13 protein-coding genes are annotated in these 20948 nt (G+C 46.1%); 3 read left to right on the top strand and 10 right to left on the bottom strand.

Features of this window, described 5'->3' with window-relative positions:
- From LZU85_RS07945 to hemL, 10 genes are all read right to left on the bottom strand, one after another.
- Window positions 1-1722 (bottom strand): glycoside hydrolase family 9 protein, encoded by a 1722-nt coding sequence (locus LZU85_RS07945; RefSeq protein WP_237286840.1) that lies wholly within the window; start codon window positions 1720-1722, stop codon window positions 1-3.
- A gap of 75 nt (window positions 1723-1797) precedes the next feature.
- On the bottom strand, window positions 1798-2793 hold the full coding sequence (locus LZU85_RS07940; RefSeq protein ID WP_237286839.1) for an ABC transporter ATP-binding protein: 996 nt from the start codon (window positions 2791-2793) through the stop codon (window positions 1798-1800).
- A 37-nt stretch (window positions 2794-2830) separates the two neighbouring features.
- Complete coding sequence (locus LZU85_RS07935; RefSeq protein WP_237286838.1) at window positions 2831-3814, bottom strand: ABC transporter ATP-binding protein; 984 nt, start codon at window positions 3812-3814, stop codon at window positions 2831-2833.
- A 2-nt stretch (window positions 3815-3816) separates the two neighbouring features.
- Window positions 3817-4842 (bottom strand): ABC transporter permease, encoded by a 1026-nt coding sequence (locus tag LZU85_RS07930; protein WP_176299208.1) that lies wholly within the window; start codon window positions 4840-4842, stop codon window positions 3817-3819.
- Between the two features lie 2 nt (window positions 4843-4844).
- Window positions 4845-5831, bottom strand: a complete 987-nt coding sequence (locus tag LZU85_RS07925; protein WP_176299207.1) for an ABC transporter permease — start codon at window positions 5829-5831, stop codon at window positions 4845-4847.
- A gap of 168 nt (window positions 5832-5999) precedes the next feature.
- Window positions 6000-7673 (bottom strand): ABC transporter substrate-binding protein, encoded by a 1674-nt coding sequence (locus tag LZU85_RS07920; RefSeq protein WP_176299206.1) that lies wholly within the window; start codon window positions 7671-7673, stop codon window positions 6000-6002.
- 813 nt (window positions 7674-8486) lie between these two features.
- Window positions 8487-11876, bottom strand: coding sequence for a response regulator (locus LZU85_RS07915; protein WP_237286837.1), 3390 nt, complete (start codon window positions 11874-11876; stop codon window positions 8487-8489).
- A 245-nt stretch (window positions 11877-12121) separates the two neighbouring features.
- On the bottom strand, window positions 12122-13144 hold the full coding sequence (rsmC, locus tag LZU85_RS07910; protein ID WP_237286868.1) for a 16S rRNA (guanine(1207)-N(2))-methyltransferase RsmC: 1023 nt from the start codon (window positions 13142-13144) through the stop codon (window positions 12122-12124).
- A gap of 73 nt (window positions 13145-13217) precedes the next feature.
- Window positions 13218-14285 (bottom strand): AI-2E family transporter, encoded by a 1068-nt coding sequence (locus LZU85_RS07905; protein WP_272909868.1) that lies wholly within the window; start codon window positions 14283-14285, stop codon window positions 13218-13220.
- Between the two features lie 267 nt (window positions 14286-14552).
- Window positions 14553-15848 carry a glutamate-1-semialdehyde 2,1-aminomutase gene (gene hemL / locus LZU85_RS07900; RefSeq protein ID WP_176299203.1) on the bottom strand — a complete coding sequence of 432 codons (1296 nt, stop codon included), beginning with the start codon at window positions 15846-15848 and terminating at the stop codon, window positions 14553-14555.
- Window positions 15849-16135: 287 nt separating this feature from the next.
- Between hemL and erpA the strand changes: the two genes are divergently transcribed.
- The 3 genes from erpA (at window position 16136) to LZU85_RS07885 (ending at window position 20896) form a co-directional block, all read left to right on the top strand.
- Entirely contained in the window at window positions 16136-16477 is a 342-nt protein-coding gene (gene erpA, locus LZU85_RS07895; RefSeq protein ID WP_176299202.1) for an iron-sulfur cluster insertion protein ErpA, read from the top strand.
- Window positions 16478-16608: 131 nt separating this feature from the next.
- Complete coding sequence (locus LZU85_RS07890) at window positions 16609-17703, top strand: efflux RND transporter periplasmic adaptor subunit (RefSeq protein ID WP_237286835.1); 1095 nt, start codon at window positions 16609-16611, stop codon at window positions 17701-17703.
- A 10-nt stretch (window positions 17704-17713) separates the two neighbouring features.
- Window positions 17714-20896, top strand: a complete 3183-nt coding sequence (locus LZU85_RS07885) for an efflux RND transporter permease subunit (RefSeq protein WP_237286834.1) — start codon at window positions 17714-17716, stop codon at window positions 20894-20896.
- Window positions 20897-20948: the final 52 nt, after the last annotated feature.

Below are 20948 nucleotides of genomic sequence, written 5' to 3'. Positions count from 1 at the left end.
TTAGTTTCCTAGCCCAGCTGAATGGTGTTTTGTCTGGCTCATTACTGCTAGGAGATACCATGCACCGTGTGGAATCCACTGCTCTCCCCAGCGCCAGTTTTGTAGTAAATCGTCTTTTTGTTTCTCTGGATTGAAAGCAATGTCATTTTCATCATCAAAACCAGAAGTAATTCCGTTACAGACGCCGCCCTTAGCGTTATAGAAACCAAGGTGCGGGAGGTAATCAGGATTGTTTCTACCGTGACCATCAAGCATGCACATGTCATAGGGGTTAAGGCCTAAAATCCAGTCCAATGCTCGTTGAGCAAGTTCTGCCATATCCGCTTTTAGTGTCTCATCATCAAGGTGAGGTTGGACTAAGTAGCCCATGGTGGCGATAGAGGCTAAACGAGCATTCTCACCTTGCCACCAATAGCCCGATTCATTGTTCTGTGCGACAAAAAACGCATCGCGTTTCTTCTCGTTAACTCCTTTAACGTACTGTCTTGGGTAGCTGAACGGATTGTTGACTTTGTGGGTGATACTCAACTCAAACTGACATGCTTGGCGAACGATCTGCGTAATTTTTTCATGTTCAGAATAGTCGTGTTCGATCGCCAGATATTCACACAGGGCAATCACCGGAAGTCCGGCTTCGGCGGCGTGGAAATAAGGGCGAGAACCATCCTGATTGGCTGACCAATAATGAGTGAATCGTTCATCACTTTGCTGTCGAGCAGAGAGGCGTGATGCCCAAATGCGGCTTTCTGTGAGATAGCGTGGTTCTTGCGTTGCGCGGAAAAGTTCAACAACCGCAAGCAGAGCGCAGTACTCATCGATGATATTTTCTTGTCCATCGTTAAGGTACTGAGAGTTGTACTCTTTGAGATGCCAGTAACCATTCTCTGCTGCATTGAGGTATTTCTGTTGGTCAAATTCACCGTGCACATCGAGACGCGAGGCGGCGGCTAGGGCTGCGATGCTCACACCGCCGCCTTGACGAAAGCCTGCTTGGTAATCCGCTAACTTGTGGCCCTTCTGGGTTTCATAAGAACAGATCTCACGTTGTTTAATGTCCTTACTCCACTTGTCAAAAACTGTGGTATAGAAGAAGCCTTGACTATCTTGCATGCGAACTAAGAAGTCCGCACCGTGCAGGGCTTCTTCTTTCAGACGTACTTGGCTAAATGCAGCTAGGGTAGAGTGGCCGTTCAGTAGCTCTAACCCTTTCAGCATGTTCCAAACCACCATTGGGGTTTGTTGTGGATTAAGGTAGTTTGCGTAAGAAAGATGGCTCAGATACTTGCTCACATCGCCAGAGGCATCGTACCAACCACCGTGCACATCAGCGGTTTTATCACTGTCTAGTAGTGGAATTGCGCGGTCTTGACGATCAAATATCCCCCCGCAACGTTGCGACTTAAAGTAATGCAACACATCAGAAAAAGTGCGTTGCATGAGTAGGGATTCGCCCACCGTAAAATTGGCAGAACGATGGTTATCGAAGCGAATGTAGAACTCACCGCTTTGCTGAAAGTCTGAAAAGTCAATGGTATAAAAATGGCCTTGATGCCAGTTAGCAACTTTGCCCACTTTCTCAATTTCTAATGATGCCACGGTCTGATGACCATTCGCACAGACCAATAAGGCAGTATAAGACGACAAGCGCGACTTATTACTTTGAATGACGGCATGCTTGGGTCCATTCAATTCATAGCCTAGGTGGTTGGTGAGTAGCAGCATTAAAAATCTCCGACAAATAGCAAAATCAAGGGTAGCAACAGTTTGAGCCAAGGCAACGCCTTGGCTCAGAGTGGTTTAGTTTTCGAACAAGTAACAACGTACAAAGTGGTTTTCAGATAGCTGAGTAACCTCAGGTAGCTTCTCACGACACTTCTCAGTTGCGTGTTCACAGCGACCTGCAAAAGGACAACCGACCGATTCAGGTGTCCACAACGGGATCTCACCTTTGTTGCCTTTTAACTTGGTGTGAATCGACTTTGATGGATCCGGCACTGCAGAAACAAGCAGCTGAGTGTATGGGTGCTGAGGATCGTGGATGATTTCGTCAGTATCCCCCCATTCCACCATGTGTCCGACATACATAACCGCCAGATCTTCAGCGATGTAACGCGCTGTCGCGATGTCGTGCGTGATGTATAAAAGAGACATTTGCTTTTCAAATTTCATCTCTTCCATCAAGTTAAGGACGCCAGCGCGAATCGATACATCCAGCATTGAAGTCGGCTCATCGGCAAGCACCACTTCTGCGCCGACGGCAATGTTACGCGCCAAGTTGACACGCTGACGCTGACCACCAGAAAGCTGATGAGGAAACTTTTCTGCAGTGGCTTTCGGTGGAATCAAGCCCACTTGCTCAAGCAGGTCATACACACGTTCTTCCAACTCTTTCTTGTTGCTCGGATCGACCTTTTTATGGATCAACAGCGGACGAGCAATGTGGTGAAAGATATTGTGTGTTGGGTTCAGTGAACCGAATGGGTCTTGCCAAACCATCTGGATCCCTTCGCGATAGCTCATGAGATCTTTTCTTGAGGTGATCTCCTGAATATCACGTCCCTTGTACTCGATAACACCTCCACTGGGGGCGTACATTTTCGCGATCATTTTTGCTGTGGTGGATTTACCTGAACCCGATTCACCCACGACAGACAGACCACGTGCCTTGTACATTTTGAACGATACGTCGTTGAGTGCGCGCATCTTGGTTTGCTTTAGAGCATTACTATTTAAGGGAAAGTCTTTGACGACGTTTTTACCTTCAATCAGCAGCTCGCCATATTCTTTGCTCATAATTGTCTCCAGTCTTCTTACTGCTTATTTCGTTGTGTTACTGCTTGGTTTGAGCAATCGTTTCGCCATAGAGGTGGCAGTTCGAGAAACGGCCTGGCTCGATTTGTCTTAAGCTAGTAGCGACTTTGGTACAGGTGTCATGCACTCGTTCACAACGGGCCTGGAAACGACAACCTTGAGGAACCTCTAGTAGGTTAAGAGGGTTCCCTGGGATACCTGTTAACTTGGTTTTTGGACCCGTTAACGGAGGGAAAGAGCTACCCAACCCTTTGGTGTAAGGGTGGTATGGACTTTCCAAAATTTGTTTAGCGGGAGCGACTTCAATCAGTTCACCGGAATACATGATGCCAATGCGGTCTGAAAACTCGACCATCAACGACAAGTCATGGGTAATGAACAGAATCGAGAAGCCGAACTCTTCTTTCAATGCGTAGATTTTTTGCAAAATTTCACGCTGTACAACCACGTCTAGTGCTGTGGTTGGCTCATCCATGATGATCATTTTCGGATTGAGAGCCAACGCGATTGCAATAACCAAACGCTGACGCATACCACCAGAGAACTGGTGAGGATAGTCATGCAAACGGCTTGGGTGAATGTCCACGATCTCCAGCAAACCTTCTGCGCGACGTTTTGCCTGCTCACGCGTCATGTTGGTGTGGCGCATGATGACGTCACAGAATTGATCTTCCATCGTCAGTACTGGGTTCAGCGCGTTCATTGCACTTTGGAAAACCATCGACATTTCGCTCCAGCGGAATGCCTGCATGCGGTCATCGCTGTATTGCAAGATGTTTTCACCATTGAAGATGACTTCCCCGCCAGTGATAAACGCGGGCGGCTTGTGTAGGCGCATCAGCGAAAATGCTACAGTTGATTTACCACAGCCTGATTCACCCGCTAGGCCGAAGACTTCGCCTGGTGCAATATCAAAGCTAACGTTGTTACAAGCGCGGACATCGCCCGCGTCTGTGATGTAGTCAACACAAAGGTTGCGGATTGAAATAAGTGGTTCGGTCATGATTATTTATCTCCGCTCCAAAGTGCATTTTGCGGTGCCAGTTCAGGCTCACGTTCTTTCTTGTCTTGCTTAGCAAGTTTCATCCAGCGCTTCATTCCTTTGTGAGAACGAAGTTGTGGGTTAGCAATTTCGTCTACGGCAAAGTTCAATAGAGCTAGACCTGTAACCAGTAGAGTCAAGGCAATACATGGCGCAATAAGTTCCCACCACGCCCCAATCAACATTGAAGAGGAGGTTTGCACGTTGTAGAGCATGATGCCCCAACTGATGGTGTTTGGATCGCCCAGACCAAGGAACGAAATGATCGATTCCATAGTGATGGCGTACATTACCGAGCCGATGAAGCTCGCACCAACGATAGGTACAAGGTTTGGCAAAATTTCAACAAAGATAATACGGAACGACGATTCACCTAGCACTTCAGCAGCTTTCACAAACTCTTTTTCGCGTAGGGCAAGCGTTTGTGAGCGCACAACCCTCGCACCCCAAGCCCAGGAGGTACAGCCGATGATAATGGCGATGGTCATTGGTCCTGCTTCACCGATGAAGGCTGCGAGAACAAATAGCAGTGGGTATTGTGGAATAACCAGCATGATGTTCATCGCTGCGGTGAGGATGTCATCAACACGTCCCCCGAAGTAGCCTGCTGAGATGCCAATCACGGTTGCTAAGAAACACACGGTGATACCAGCACCGAAGCCAACAGCGAGTGAAACTCGTGCGCCGTAGGCAAGCTGTGACCATACGTCACGGCCCATGCGTGATGTACCCAATATGTGATCCGCTTTCTTGGAAAGCATCAAAGTACGGCGATCATCCGCTAAGTTGGTCGCAATCCAACCATTTGGGTCAGCTTTCGCTGCTTTTACTACGAAGCTAGGATACTCATGAGGATTACCCGTGCGCTTATCTGGTGCATGTTTGGTGATCAGTGGCGCAGCCACAGCCATAAAAATGAATAGGCTAACGATGACCAGACCTACACGTGCGATAGCGTTGCCAAGAATCAGCTTAAATAGATTGTTCATGATTATTTGCCTCCCTTGCGTAGGCGAGGATCGAGTACGACATACAGCATGTCGGCAATTAGGTTAAATGACAGCATAAACAGAGTCATGATTAACAATTGGCCTTGTAGTACTTGGTAGTCACGTGCGTTGATCGCATCAAGCAGGACTTTACCTAAACCTGGGTAGTTGAAGATGATTTCAACAATCAGCTGACCACCGATGGCCATACCGAGTGACATGGAAAGGGCTGTTACACTAGGTAATAGTGCGTTACGCGCTGCGTAGTTAAACACCACGCGGTTTTCGCTCAAGCCTTTACCTTTTGCCATCGTGATGTAGTCCTCTGCTAGCAGGTTGATCATGTTGTTACGCATGTTGACCAAGAAGCCACCGATCTGAACGATAGAAGCACAGAAAAGAGGTAGTATGGCGTGGTAAGCGACGTCTTTATAGTAGTCCCAGCTAGTCCAATCTGGCAGAGTTCCTGGCGTGTATGCATAGCCTGTCGGGAACCAACCAAGGCCGATTGCAAAGATAAATAGCGCGAGCATTGCGATAACCACCTGAGGTACTGCTTGAATAATCAACATACCTGGAGTGATGAATGCATCGTATTTACTACCACGACGCCATGCTGCGAAAATACCGAGAATAGAGCCTATTGAGAATGAAAGAATTACCGCAGTTCCTGCTAGGAACAGAGACCAACCAAATGCGCTGCCTAGTAGGTCATTCACACTCAGTGGGTAGAATTTGATAGAAGTACCAAGTTCCCAGCTAAGAATACTCTTGATATAAGTGAAATACTGAATATAGAGAGGACCATCCACGAAGCCAAGTAGCTTCTTCATCGCCTCAATACGCTCAGGTGTCACTTGCGTGGTTGCATTAGCGAACATCATGGTAACAGGGTCACCAGGCATTGCTCGAGGAATAATAAAGTTTAATGTTGCCGCGACTAGCAGCGCAATCATATAGAACGACAAACGTCTTAAAAAATAACCCATAACTCACACCTTACTCACCCAGACTTTTTCCCTGTTTCTGGTTTCAGGTCGCTCGTGACCAAATTCAGAGCGAAAAATCCCCTGACGACTGGCGCCATAAACAAACTAGGTCTGAGAGGGATTTTATAGCGGCGCACGGGATGCGCGCCGCGGGAGATGAACTTCTACTTATTTAACTGGTTTTAGGTCCAGTACGTGTAGTAGACGCTCTGGGATGCCAGCCCAAATGTTTGGACGGCCCTTCGGATTTTCTTCTGTCCACCAACCAGTGAAGCGAGTGGTGTTGTATTGGTACATGTAAGCACCAGACATGACAGGGATAGTCACTTGATCCGCAGCGATGATTTGCTGGATACCGTGAGCGATAGCTAGCTGCTCTTTCTTGTCAGCCGTTTTGTAGAAGCTGTCAAGTAGGTTGTCCAGTTTTTCATTTTTGTAGAAGTGCATTGCAAAACGTGGCATACCGTCACCTTCCTGCAGTGCTGAGTTGTATGCACTGTTCCAGTATAGGTGTGGATCCGCACCGTGGAAGTAGTTGGTGTACGCAACGTCGTAAGTACCTTCAAGCATTGCTTGGTTGTACACTGCGAACTCAGGAGTACGCGCACGAGCTTTGATGCCTACTTCAGCAAGCTGCTCAACTGCTAGTTGAACTGTGTTGTTGAAGTCAGTCCAACCGTTTGGAGATTGGATGAGTAGCTCAAATGACTTACCAGATGGGGTGTCAACGAAACCGTCTTTGTTCACATCTTTAAAGCCAGCTTTCGCTAGAAGTTTCTTCGCGCCTTCAACGTTGTAAGTGTTGTAGCCTTTGTACTTGTTGTGAGTCTTTTCGTCAGACCACGCTTCGAATGCATAGCCAAGGCCAGATGCGAAGTCATTCACTGTACCGCCACCGTAGAATGCGATGTCGATGATAGTTTGACGGTCAAGAGCCATTGAGAATGCACGACGGAAGTCAACGTTAGTCAACGCTTCATTTTTCGCTGCATCTGGGTTCTTAAAGTTCACAACAAACGCTTGAGTACCAGCTGCTGGGTACCAGTAGTGGTGGTTAGGACTTGCTGCTGCGTAAGTGCGGTCGATGTCTGGAATGAACGAAGAAGTCCAATCTAGTTCAGAGTTAACGATTTTACCCAAAAGTTGGTCGTTGTTTGCGATCTGAGGTACACGTAGACAGTCTACTTCTAGGTTCGCAGCATCCCAGTAGTTCGGGTTACGACACTGAATGTATAGCTGAGGAGTGAAGGTGTCGATAACTGTAAATGGACCGGTACCTACAGGATTTTCGTTAGTGAAAGACGCTGGATCTTTCACATCTTTCCATACGTGCTCAGCAACGATAGGAACAACTGAGATCTCGTATGGTACGTTTGAGTTAGCTTCAGCTAGACGGAAACGAACTTGGTAGTCATTCAGTTTCTCAACGCTTGTTACCCACTTGTTGATACCACGTTGATCAAGCTCAGGCTTGTTCTTAAGCATTGAGTAAGTGAAAACAACGTCATCCGCTGTAAACGCTTGACCGTCAGACCATTTAACACCTTTACGGATGTCAAAAGTTACGCTCATTAGGTCGTCAGACATGCGGAAGTCTTCAGCAAGACGCATTACTGGTGTGTTACCGTGCATCTCATTGAAAACAACAAGTGGCTCGTAAATGAAGTCTGTTGTTGTTGCAAGGTTTGTCGCCAAGTACGGGTTAAAGTTTTTGACGAATGTAGGGTAAAAGTTTGGTACTACAGTCAACTCACTGCGAGCTGCTGCTGGTGCTGAAATGCTGGTCGCAGCTGCAGCGATTACTGCAGTAGCTAGAGCTGTTTTTTTAATATTGGCAAGCATAGCTGTTCCTTACTATTTTGCTTTCATTTCACAATGTTTGGAATGTCATCAATTGATAAACACTCTCCAAGACCTACCTCTGATACTCGTTACCAAAGTGGCCTGTAGGCCTTAGGCAAGGCTAAGAAAACACGTTAGCGAGAAAATAATCAAATGGCATTCTCGTTAAAAACGTTAAAACTACTTAAAACTCCGTTATAAACGGCATTTTTTTTATCTGAGTTGGTTTTTTGAGCAAAAAATGGACATTGATGTGTGTCGCATACTGGGTGTTTTTGCTGAGTTAGTGTTAGTGGTTACTAACTCCTTGCGTTAATGATATTAAGGTTACCATCGCATTTTTGATAAATCAGGATCCCGCTCACATGTCAGTTTTACGTTAATTTTTTAGCCAAAATTTAATCTGCCGTTCTGTTGTGATAGATCTCGCAATATGGTTCAAAAGTCCACAATTTACTTATGATTAAAGCTTGGATTGATGAATAACGACTATTTGATGGCCTGTTAAATGTGGTTTTTTTACACGGGAAAGAAAGTTGTTTTGCAGCAATCTCTGGGCTTCTATCATCGTTCTTTCTAGACGAATATAGATGAAATAAGAAGGGAATACCGGCTGGACGCACTTGGTTGTCTAACGCGATAAACGCCATGGCTACGCTAATTAAAGAACGCTTGTGGCAGCGATGATTCGGTCATGTGTGGCGCGTTACCGTACCAATAAGAAGTAACGTTGTGTGTGTTCGTTTCAAAGCGATAAAAAAAGCCCAAATCACTCGATTTGGGCGTTGAAAGTGGGAGCAACGTACTGTCACATTAGCTTGTTAGTAGACGTTGAAGTTTGTCCTTTTGCATTTCAATATAAGTTCGCTCCGGGCTTTGCTCTTTACAATGATCCAAAATGTAGTCAATTGAGCTTAACACCGTGCGCCAGCGAGGGGTTTTGGGCAGAGTTTCAATACGCATGTACTTGTCCAGAGTACGTGTTTGTAATGTGCTTCTGTCTAGGTATACTCGCCATAGGCCACTTTGCTCAGCAAAAGAAAACTTATCCTCACCTGTTACAGACTCCCAATAGTCAAGAGCGTGTGTCATGAGGTCGACCAATACTTCCCTCATTAGCTCTTGCTTATTCTTGTTTGTACCTAAAGCTTTATCTGCGAGGCGTGTAAACTCACCACCAAGCTCTTTTAGACTTTGTAGGCGCTCTTTATCACCATCGAAAGCATAACTGGATAGCACTTCCACCGCTGTCTCAAGGTTGTGTACGCGTGAAGCGGTTGCTCCTCCACCTACGTTAAAGATAAACATAGCGTCAAGCCCTGAACCTTCAGGCAGTTTCAAAATATCGGTTTCAATATGTTGCCTTACATCATCAACGTAGATATCAATGTTGCCACAATAGTGCTGTTGTTTAACGGTTAGGTATTTCGGCGCAATAAGCTCTTCGGCACTTGAACGTTTCAACTGCTCCAAACTACGCTTGAATAGCTTGCATGCGGCGTCGTTGGCAAAACGAATACGCTTATCTTCACGGATACAGATGATGGCTTCTGGTGCTGACTCTAACTGTTCTAACAGTCTCCCCTGAGTTTCAAGCAAACTGGCTTCTACCATCGCTCGTTGATGAAGCTCGGCTTCTAATCGATTGTTTTCCAATCGTCTTTCTTCCGCCTTACTCGCCATTAAGTGCGCTTTGATTCGAGCGGCAAGCTCTTGTTTGTTAAATGGCTTGGTCAGATAGTCGTTCGCGCCCGCTTCAAATCCTCGTACTCTGTCTTCACTCTGACTCAACGCAGTGAGCATGATGATTGGCAACTCTGCGATATCGTAGTGTTGTCTCAGTTGATGACATACTTGATAGCCACTCATGCCAGGCATCATGATATCGAGTAGTAATAATGCCGGTTTTTCTTGACTGATTAGGTCAAGAGTTTCGGGGCCATCAGAGGCCGTTTTAACTCGGTAACCTTCGATTCTAAGGAAGCTTTCGAGTACTCTCAGGTTGACGGGTTCGTCATCAGCAACAACGAGTAATGCGCCATTTGGATTCTCAGGTAAAGAAGAGTTGTCTAAGTGAACCAGTTCACTATTTTCTGGCGCTTGGAAGTGATTCTGATGAAGAATTCCTTCAGCGGCGTTAACCTCTTCGTTTGTTGCCAGTGGAAGGGTAAAACTGAAGGTGGTGCCTACCATCGGTTGGCTGCTCACGTACAATGAACCACCCATCAACTCAATTAATTGTCGGCTAATAGAAAGTCCCAAGCCCGCGCCTTGGCGGTATCGGCCGGAATCTTGTCCAGCTTGAATTAATGGCTCAAAGATGTGCTCCAGTTGTTCGGCTGGAATGCCTTGCCCAGTATCAACTACTTGGACTCGTACTTTGTCATCAACCAAATTTGCTGAGATGACGATTTTTCCTTCCGTTGTATATTTGATAGCGTTGCCTATTAAGTTGTACAGCACCTGCTCTAAACGCTGTGGATCAGCGGAAACAGACGGTACATCGTTAGAGACTTGGTTGATGATGCGAAGGGTCTTGTTGCCTAATAAGTGGTTGGATAGCTCCAAGACGAGTTTCGTGGCACTCGAAAGATTAACGGCGGATTTTTGAATATCCAAGCTGCCGTAACGCATCTTATGATAATCAAGTAAATCGTCGACCAGTGTCGCAAGGCGTTGACCACTTTTGATAATAATATCCAGCTGATATTTTTGATTGGAAGGGAGAGGCCCATTAGCTCCAGAGATCAAGGTTTCTGCAATACCAATCATGCCATGCAGCGGCGTACGCAACTCGTGAGATGTGGTGGCTAGGAACTCATCTTTTAGTTTGTCGGCAAGTTGCAACTCTTCGTTTTGCTTTTGAATCAGTTGCAGGTTTCTCTCGAGTTCGGCGTTTTGAGTTTTAATTAGTTGAATTTTGTCTCTGATGCTGCGTTGCATTCTTTCAAAGCTGACCGCTAATCGTCCTATTTCATCTTTTCGTTCGGTGTTGATCATGCTCTCGTCGAGATCGCCCGCAGAAACTCGTTCAGCAGCCCAAGTAAGTTTAAGAAGAGGTGACGTGATGAAATTAGACAGATAGTGAGAGGAGATAAACACCAATACGATCGCAATCAGCATCGCGATGACAAACAGCTTCTCTAACTGATGGATTCGAGCAAACGCTTCTTTTTCTGGAAGTTGAACAACGAGCGCCCAAGTCTGCGTTTTCAACGCAATAGGTGCATACGCAGCGATGGTCGCTTCTCCAGTGGTATTGGTATAGGTGCCAACGTCGGTCAGCCCTTCAAGCGCTTTATTGACGACCTCAATACTGCTTTCGATGTCGATGGTTTTTGTTGTCATTGTCCTAGGAAGATGATCGCTTCCTACGAGTAGCGTATGCATTGCGGCATCTTTGTTAATGTCGGCAATTAACTTGGTGATTCCATTGTTTGGTAGCCGGAACATCGCGTAGCTATGAAGATGCCCTTGTTGAATGATAGGAGCGCCAAGCCAAGCGACTGATTTGCCATCTTCTATTGAGAAATCCGAAATGTAGACAGGGGTGTAGTCTTCATTTTGTTTCCTTTTCTCGGAGACATCGGCTGCAAGTAAACGGAAACTTTGTCCCAACATACTGTCTTTGAATGGACCTGTATTGAGGTTTGTTCCAAAGTTTTCATGTTTGTAGATTGAGTAAGTGACATTACCATCTAAGTCTACTAAGAGGATGTCATCGAAGTCGGAACGCTTAAGCAGTTCTAAGTAGGCCCAATGGTAACGCTTATGGAGCAGGCGGTAACGTTCGCTGCCCACATAAGAGCTCGATTCAGGCAAAATAGATGTCTTTATTTGGTCACCCGAGCCTTGGATATAGCGTTGCTGCGCATTATCTCGAGCTTGCTCTATGTCGATGCCCAAGCTCTTAAAGGCATTGACCAAACCATAAAAACGTCCACCACTGGCATAAGCCAGTTCAGAACGTACAAAACCCATTACTTCGGTCTCTTGAGCTTGGAAGTAGTCTAGAATTTGCTGCTGTTTGGTGTCGCGAACGGACAGCAAGTGAGAGGTACTTTGCTCTTGTAGATCTTTACTGTGTGATTGCAAAAAGAAAATGGCAGTGATGGTTAGTGGTGTCAGGCTCAACACCAAAAACGCAGTCATCAGCGTACTTTGAAGACGTTTAAACTTCTGTTTGCGATAAAACTTAAACATACGATTTCGTTAATGTTAATGAAGAAGGACTCGAATCGAAGTCGTGAATGCACAATGCTGCTCAGTTACTCTTAAGTGTGTTGGCAAAATAAGAGCAAAAGGATTCAAATTTAACGAAATTAACGAGTTTTTTTACTTTGACAAGTAAGTTGTCACTAATTCGTGGAGAGTGGCGCAAAAATCGCGACAGGAGGCGATTGAGTGTTGAAAATCAGCACAGCAAGGCGCTGTGCTGGGTTAAATAACTACTTCGTTGCGTGATAAATCGAGAACTTATTGGTCTTATTTAGAGTCGCGCAATTACTGAATGCTTTGTCAATAATGGGTGGGTACTTTAAGAAATTATTGGCCACGATAATCAGTTCGCCGACATGATTTAAGTGCTGAGGTGCTTGGCCAAGCAGTGTTTCCGCAGCATTGTAGTTTGTTTCTAGACCACTATGAAACGGTGGGTTAGAGACAATGAAGCGATAGTCATCCGCTGTATCGGAGTATATGTCAGAAGCAAAAACACGGCCTTGTAATTGATTAGCCTTTAATGTTGCTTGGCTAGAGGCTAACGCGTAAGCGTTAATGTCACACATTTCCAGTTGAATCGAAGGATTATTCTTCGCCATATAGGCTCCGATAACGCCTGCGCCACAGCCAAAGTCGAGCACTTTCCCTTGTAACGATGGAAGACTCTCAATCAGTAGTTTACTGCCCAAATCAAACTCACCATGACTAAAGACACCAGGAAGGCTTTTTACACTTAGTGTCTGCCCATTGATTGTGATTTCGTAGCTGCGGAACCAATCAGATTGCTTAAATGGCGCAGGCTGGTTGATACACTGTCCCCAATAAAATGAGCAGCGTCGCGCAGAATCGTACTTGTTCACGGGGCCGTAGGCGTTGAACATTTTTTCAATACTTTTGATACCAGAACGGTTCTCGCCAACCACCACAATTTCGCATCCTTTGCCCAACTTGCTCATCAACATCGACAATAAGTATTCCGCTTCCGCTTTGGCTTTCGGCCAGTAAAGCAGCAATAAGTCTGCATTTGTTTCTGAATCAAATTCGCTGCCAAAGTAGCTGGTCACGTTAGTGTTAGATTCAATTTGACGAAAGTAACTGTAGTTTGACGTAAAGAGAGTGACTGATTCACAGTGTTTGCTGAGCGAGAGAGGAAACAAATCTTCGATTTCACCCGCGACAAGAACGTGTTTTCCGTGAAAGTAATCAAGTTGGCGCTCAGCAATTTGGCTTGGGGCAGTATAGGCAGACATGGGATGGTATCGGTTGGAAATAAAGTGGGCAGATTCTCGCATACTCTGCCCACAACGTGAAGTAGCGTGTGGGTTAGCTATTATCCTGCCGATTCAGGAAGCCTTGGAACTCTTCCTCGTAAATATTAAAGAGCACCATGGTGACGGCGAAGATCAATGGGCCATAGATTAAGCCTATGAGTCCGAATAATTGAATACCGCCCAATAACGAAAAGAAAATCATCAGAGTATTCATCCCAGCACTACCTTGCATTAAGAACGGGCGGAGTAAATTGTCGATCGAGCCGACAATCGCAATGCTCCAAATCGTAAGGAAGATTGCCCATCCAGTTTCTCCAGTTAGGAACAGGTAGATGGTCGCTGGAATCCAGATTAACGCGGTGCCGACCACGGGAATAAAGGAAGCAAAGCCCATCATGGTGCCCCAGAACAATCCTGGGAAACCGGCGAGCCACATCCCCAAACCGCCAGCAATACCTTGTGCAATCGCGGTGAGAAAAGAGCCCATTACTGCAGACTTAGAAACATTTTCAATCTCGCTCAATAGCTTATCTTCTTGGCTGCGCGATAGCGGAAGAATATGCCGAATGGCACTGATGATTTTGTCGTGATCGCGCAATAAGAAAAAGAGCACAAACAGCATCAAGAAAAAATCCATCAGGAAGTTGGTCGCATCACCGAGAATTTTTGCGCTGATGGCAACAAGGTTTGAGCCAAATGAGGTGGCGAGTTGACCAATTTTTTCAGCAATCGATTTGGCGTCAATATTGTCAAAGGGTAAGTACTCATTCACTAACTTCAAGCCTTTAACAATCCATGGATGGCCAAGTACTTGTTGTATGCCACCATGCGTGACCCATTGATAGGTGTTTTGAGAAAAAACAGATCCTTGCTGTACGATAGCTGCGAAGACAAACAATAAAGGCACAACAATAATAAAGGTTAAAACCACGCAAGAGAGCAGAGACGCGACATTGCGGTGTTTAGGAATTTTGCTTTCAAACCAGTCGTGAATGGGAAACATCAACAGCGAAATAATGAAAGCCATGATAATGGAGTTGATGTACGGCTCGACAAGAAGATAGCAAGCCATCCCTGCGGCTAAGAGTGCGACGATCAAGACCCAGTGGCTTGAACTCATTTTTAGTTTATCTGGCACAGTGGCAATCCAATTAGTTGCAGTTTGTCGTTATAATGACCTTAAATTCAATGGTTATCAATGCAATGGGAAGAATATGGGGTGTTGTAATAATGAGACAAGTTGCCAAGAGCAAAACCATTCTGTTCAGAAGCGCTGCCGAATAGTGCCATGGTTTACTTTGACCATGTTGCTCCTTGCGGCTCTGACCGCATTTTACTGGCAATAAAAAGGGCCGCACTGCGACCCTTCTGTTCATGCTAAATACACTTATTTGCTTTCTGCTACCAAAATAGCAAAACAGCGATCAGCGGCTTCAAGTGTGGCTTCGATTTCTTTGCTGCCATGTGCCAAAGACGTAAAACTGGCTTCGAAAGCGGAAGGTGCCAAATAAACACCGTGATCAATCATCAGGTGGAAGAAACGCTTAAAGCGCTCAATGTCGCACTTGGTGACATCTTCATAGCAAGTGATCTGCTCTTGCTCTGTAAAGAAGAAGCCAAACATGCCGCCCACTTGGTTCACAACCAGTGGAATACCATGCTTTTCTGCCAGCGACTTAAAACCATCCGCTAGTTGTTTGGTTTTTGCAGCAAGACGTTTTTCATTGCCTTCTTCACGCAACAACGTTAGACAAGCGTAGCCGGCTGCCATCGCTACAGGATTACCTGATAGTGTACCTGCTTGGTAAACCGGACCTGTCGGAGCAATGTATTGCATGACTTCTTTACGACCACCAAATGCGCCCACAGGCATACCCCCACCAATGACTTTACCAAGCGTGGTCAAGTCTGGTTTGATGTTGTAGTGAGCTTGTGCACCACCAAGCGCAACACGGAAACCGGTCATCACTTCGTCAAAAATCAGTAGTGCGCCTTCTTGATCACAGATTTCGCGCAGCCCCTCGTGGAAGCCTGCCACTGGAGGAATACAGTTCATGTTGCCCGCAACCGGCTCAACGATGATACACGCAATTTCACCTTTGTTTGCTGCAAACAGCTCTCGTACCGAATCGAGATCGTTAAATGTAGCGGTTAGGGTATGTTTTGCAAAATCAGCAGGAACACCAGGAGAGCTAGGCTGGCCAAGAGTTAGTGCACCTGAGCCAGCTTTGACAAGCAAGCTGTCTGCATGTCCATGGTAACAACCTTCGAACTTCATGATTTTGTCACGCCCAGTATAACCACGAGCGAGACGAATCGCACTCATGGTTGCTTCTGTGCCTGAACTGACCATACGCAGTTGTTCCATAGAAGGAACCAGTTCAGAAACCAGTTCCGCCATTTTGATTTCCATTTCAGTCGGCGCACCGAAACTCAAACCACGTTGAGCTGCGTCAATCACCGCTTCACGAATCACCGCATGATTGTGGCCAAGAATCATAGGACCCCATGAACCGACATAATCGATGTAAGCTTTGCCATCCGCATCAAAGATGAAAGCGCCGTCGGCTCTTTCGACGAAAATCGGTGATCCGCCTACGCCGTTAAACGCACGAACGGGAGAGTTAACGCCACCAGGAATGGTTTGCTGGGCTTTTTGATACAGCTCGGCTGATTTGGTCATGGGATTATCCTCTTCTGATTGCTCGGACCAAGTGGCGGGCATTGTAACGCTCTAAACCGCTGTTAGGAATATTTTGCTTCGGTTTATGACTTCATTCACGGGTTTTATAAAAATGATCTGTTTAGATAACGAGTATTTGGTAAATCATTGTAGACAATGACGTGGTGAATACTTGAACGTCTTGGTCAGGTATTGGATAATCGAGCGAAAGCTAAAACAATACCATTGTCTGTGTGCTCTTATTTTAAAGAGCCTCTGGCAGTAATACACGAGTGAGAGAGGTCGTCGTGAGCGATATGAATCTACCATTATCTTTTTCTGATGCAGCAGCGGCGCGCGTTAAAATGTTGATTGCTGAAGAAGAAAATCCAGCGCTGAAATTGCGTGTTTACATTACTGGCGGTGGTTGCAGTGGCTTCCAGTACGGCTTTACTTTCGATGAGAGTGTTAACGAAGGCGATACCACAATTGAAAATAGTGGTGTGACTTTGGTCGTTGACCCAATGAGTCTGCAGTATTTGATTGGTGGTGTGGTTGATTACACTGAAGGGTTAGAAGGTTCGCGCTTTTTTATTGATAACCCTAATGCGACGACAACCTGCGGTTGTGGTGCATCGTTTAGCGTGTAATGTCAGTTTAACGCTGATCTTAAAGGTGATTGGGTATTAATCCAATCACCTCAGCCTAACGTATTAGGATGTCATGTTAGGCTTGCTCCAGATTCTATCTTGCTGAGCATAAAAATCAAAAAGGACTTACTATGTCTATAAAACAACAGGGGCGTCAGTTCATTCAACGCCCGTGGTTAGTGTCAGTTGCTATTATCGTTATTTTGGCTATTTGGTTAAGCGTTGGCGGGACAAACGCTCAAGAGTCAGCCCCAGACAAAGCGTCACAAGACATCCCTCTAGCAAGCGTTGTTACTCAAACGTTTGATGCAAAGCCGACTTCCCGAAGCTTGGAGCTTTATGGTCGCACGGCTCCCAACCGCCAAGCTCGTTTAGGCGCTGAAATTGCGGGCAAAATTATTCGTTTAGAAGTCGATAAAGGCCAGCTTGTTCGCAAAGGGCAGGTGATAGCATTAATCGATAAGCGTGATTTGGACTATCGTTTACAACGAGCCAAAGCTATGCTCGAAGTGAAACAAAAAGAGTTCAAAGCCGCTCAATCTTTAAAGAGTCGAGGCTTGCAGGGAGAAGTCGCCTTTGCAACCGCAGAAGCCGCACTCGTTGATGCCAAAGCGAACTTGAGTAATGTGGAAACTGAGCTAAGTAATACCGAAGTTAGAGCTCCTTTTGACGGCATTTTGGACAGCCGATTTGTCGAAGTGGGTGATTTCGTGGGGATTGGTGATCCTGTAGCAACGGTGATTGACTTACAGAAGTTACTGATTGAAGCGGATGTCAGTGAGCGTCACGTTCAATATCTTCAAGCGAATCAAACGGCTCAAATTCGTTTGATTGGCGGGCAACTCCTCAACGGTAGTATTCGATACGTCGGACAAGTTTCCTCCCAAACCACCAATACTTTCCCGATCGAAATCGAGGTGGATAATAGCCAACACCGCATCCCAGCGGGAGTGAGCGCTGAGGTGCAATTGACCTTAGACGAAACTTCGGCCATCAAAGTCACCCCCGCGATGCTCGCTTTGGATGAAAGCGGTAACTTAGGTGTGAAAACAGTAAAAAACAGTTACGTACGTTTTGTTCCCATCCAGCTGGTTAAGGCAGAACAAGATGGTGTATGGCTCTCTGGTTTAGGAGAACGTGCAGATATCATTGTGTTAGGACAAGGCTTTGTCCGAGATGGTGATCTGGTCAATGCACAGCTAAACACAGACATCGTGAACGATTAAGGAGAAAGCCATGTTATCTGTCATAGATGCGGTTCTTTCTCGCTCACGTACCATGATGACGCTGTTAGTAATGATTTTATTGGCAGGGGTCGTCACCTATATGACCATTCCGAAGGAATCGAGCCCTGATATTACCATTCCCATTATTTATGTATCGGTAGGTCATCAAGGCATTTCACCCGCAGATGCTGAACGCTTGCTCGTGCGCCCAATTGAACAAGAGCTTCGTTCAATTGAGGGGGTTAAAGAGATGACTTCAACTGCAGCAGAGGGGCACGCTTCGGTCATGTTGGAGTTTACGGTTGGGGTGGATCTTGCCAAAGCGATGGCGGATGTACGCGACGCCGTAGATTTAGCCAAGCCCAAATTACCTGCCGACAGTGATGAGCCTACCGTTAATGAAGTTACTTTGGCTTCGGAAGAGCCGGTACTGTCAGTGGTGCTTTATGGCACGCTACCAGAGCGCACCATTGTGCAAATTGCTCGCCAGTTACGTGATAAGTTAGAGAGTTATCGCCAAGTCCTTGAGGTTGATATTGCTGGTGATCGCGAAGACATCGTTGAGATCATCGTCGATCCCTTATTGATGGAAAGTTATGGTCTCGATCAAGGTGACATATACAACCTGATCGCGTTAAACAACCGAGTGGTCGCGGCGGGTTTTGTTGACACTGGTTATGGCCGTTTCTCGGTTAAAGTCCCTTCGGTGTTTGATTCATTAAAGGATGTCTTAGAACTACCAATCAAAGTGGATGGCAAGCAAGTCATTACGTTTGCCGATGTGGCGACGGTGCGTCGTGCGTTTCGCGATCCAGAGTCTTTCGCTCGGCTAGATGGCAAGCCAGCAGTCGTATTAGATGTGAAAAAACGCGCGGGTGAGAACATCATTGAAACGGTGGAACTGGTTAAACGCGTGATTGAAGAAGGGCAAAAACGCGCAGAATGGCCAGATAACTTATTGGTGAAGTACACTTGGGATCAATCGGAAGACGTAGAGTTGATGCTCAACGATCTGCAAAACAATATCTTATCGGCAATTATTTTGGTGGTGATTGTTATTATCGCCATCTTAGGGGTAAGAACCGCACTGTTGGTCGGCATTTCGATTCCTGGGTCATTCTTAACGGGATTATTGGTGTTAGCTGTGTTCGGCTTAACCGTGAATATCGTGGTGCTGTTTTCCCTGATCATGGCGGTAGGCATGCTGGTGGATGGTGCAATCGTCGTGACAGAGTTCGCCGATAGACGAATGCAGGAAGGCGTTGAGCGCAAGGAAGCCTACCGAGATGCGGCTAAGCGAATGGCATGGCCAATTACCGCATCAACAGCCACCACGTTAGCTGCGTTTGCACCACTGCTTTTCTGGCCAGATATTACAGGCGAATTCATGAAGTATTTGCCGCTAACACTTATCGCAACCTTGGCGGCCTCGTTGATCATGGCCTTGCTTTTTGTGCCTGTGCTTGGCGGGCTTATTGGTAGGCCACAGAATGTCTCGCGTGAAAATCAGCGACGAATGGTGGCACTGCACAATGGTGAGTTTGATAAAGCGACGGGTATTACCAAGCTTTACTATCAAACCTTGGCTATCGCTGTGCGACACCCCCTTAAAATTCTCCTTAGTGCGATTTTAATGGCGGGTGGTGTAGGTTTTGCCTACAACAAGGCTGGATTAGGTGCTGAGTTTTTCCCCGAAGTGGATCCGCCTTTCTTTACTGTGAAAGTCCGCTCTTATGGTGATCTGTCGATTTTTGAGAAAGACATCGTGATGCGTGATATCGAACAAGTGATGCTTGGTCATGATGAGTTTGAAAGCGTCTACACCCGAACCGGTGGCGATGACGAAATTGGCCAGATACAAATTACACCAGTAGACTGGCAATACCGTCGTAAAGTCAAAGAGATTATTGATGAGTTAAAACAAACTACATCCACGTTCTCTGGGGTTGAGATCGAATATAAATTTCCCGATGCAGGGCCACCTGTTGAGCATGACCTTGTCATAGAAATGTCTTCTCGAAAACCAGAATTATTGGATGATGCCGCGAAGCTCGTTAGGCATTGGGCAGATAACAACCCAGCTCTGACCAACTTGAGTGATAGTTCCAGCAAGGAAGGGATTGATTGGCAAATAGATATCCGCCGAGATGACGCATCGCGTTTTGCTGCTGATGCTACTTTAGTTGGTAACACCGTCCAATTTGTCACTAATGGTTTGAAAATTGGTGATTACTTACCGGATGACGCCAATGAGGAAGTGGACATTTTGGTTCGCTATCCAGAGGAAAAACGCGATATTGGACGCTTTGATCAGCTTAGAGTGAAAACTCAAGCAGGTCTGGTTCCAATTACCAATTTTGCTCAAATTAAGCCAGAGCCGAAGCAGGACACCATCAAGCGCATTGATGGTCAACGAGTAATCAATGTAATGGCGGATATGGTAGAAGGTTACAACTTAGCGCTTGAACTGCCAAAGATTGAGCAAGCGCTCAGTCAGCTTGGTCTACCAGAGGGGGTAGAGTTTCGGATTCGAGGGCAAAATGAAGAGCAAGAACACTCTTCAGCCTTCTTGCAAAATGCCTTTATGATCGCGTTGGCCGTAATGGCACTTATCTTGATCACTCAGTTTAATAGTTTCTATCAAGCGTTTTTGATCCTCAGTGCTGTACTCTTTTCCACGGTTGGGGTTTTTGCTGGGCTGTTGATTTTCCAAAAACCGTTTGGCGTCATTATGTCGGGGATTGGGGTTATTGCCTTGGCGGGTATCGTGGTGAACAATAATATTGTGTTGATTGATACCTATAACCAGTTACGCCAGAGAGGTTTAGATAAGGAAGAAGCGATCTTGCGCACAGGGGTTCAGCGTTTAAGACCGGTGATGCTCACTACGGTGACGACCATACTTGGCTTGTTGCCGATGGTGCTTGAAATGAATATCGATTTGATTAATCAAAAGATTGAGTTTGGCGCGCCAAGCACCCAATGGTGGTCTCAGTTAGCCACTGCTGTCGCGGGGGGGCTTGCTTTTGCTACGGTACTAACGTTAGTACTGACACCCTGTATGCTGATGTTGGGGCGAGAGCACCGAGTGATGAAAGAAGAAAACGTTGCGGAGGATGAGGTAGTTGAGGACGTTCATACTGATATTCCACCAGCAGCGAACTCTGAATCTGGAAAAGTCGTCGGTCTGTAATCTCCAACTTCTATTAAGCAAAAGAGAGGCAAACCTTGCCTCTCTTTTGTTT

Origin of the sequence: Vibrio floridensis (assembly GCF_021852965.1) — a bacterium.
In the GTDB taxonomy this organism is placed as follows: Bacteria; Pseudomonadota; Gammaproteobacteria; order Enterobacterales; family Vibrionaceae; genus Vibrio; species Vibrio floridensis.
Note: the sequence above shows the minus strand (reverse complement) of the source record. Positions and strands in the feature narration are given on the sequence as shown.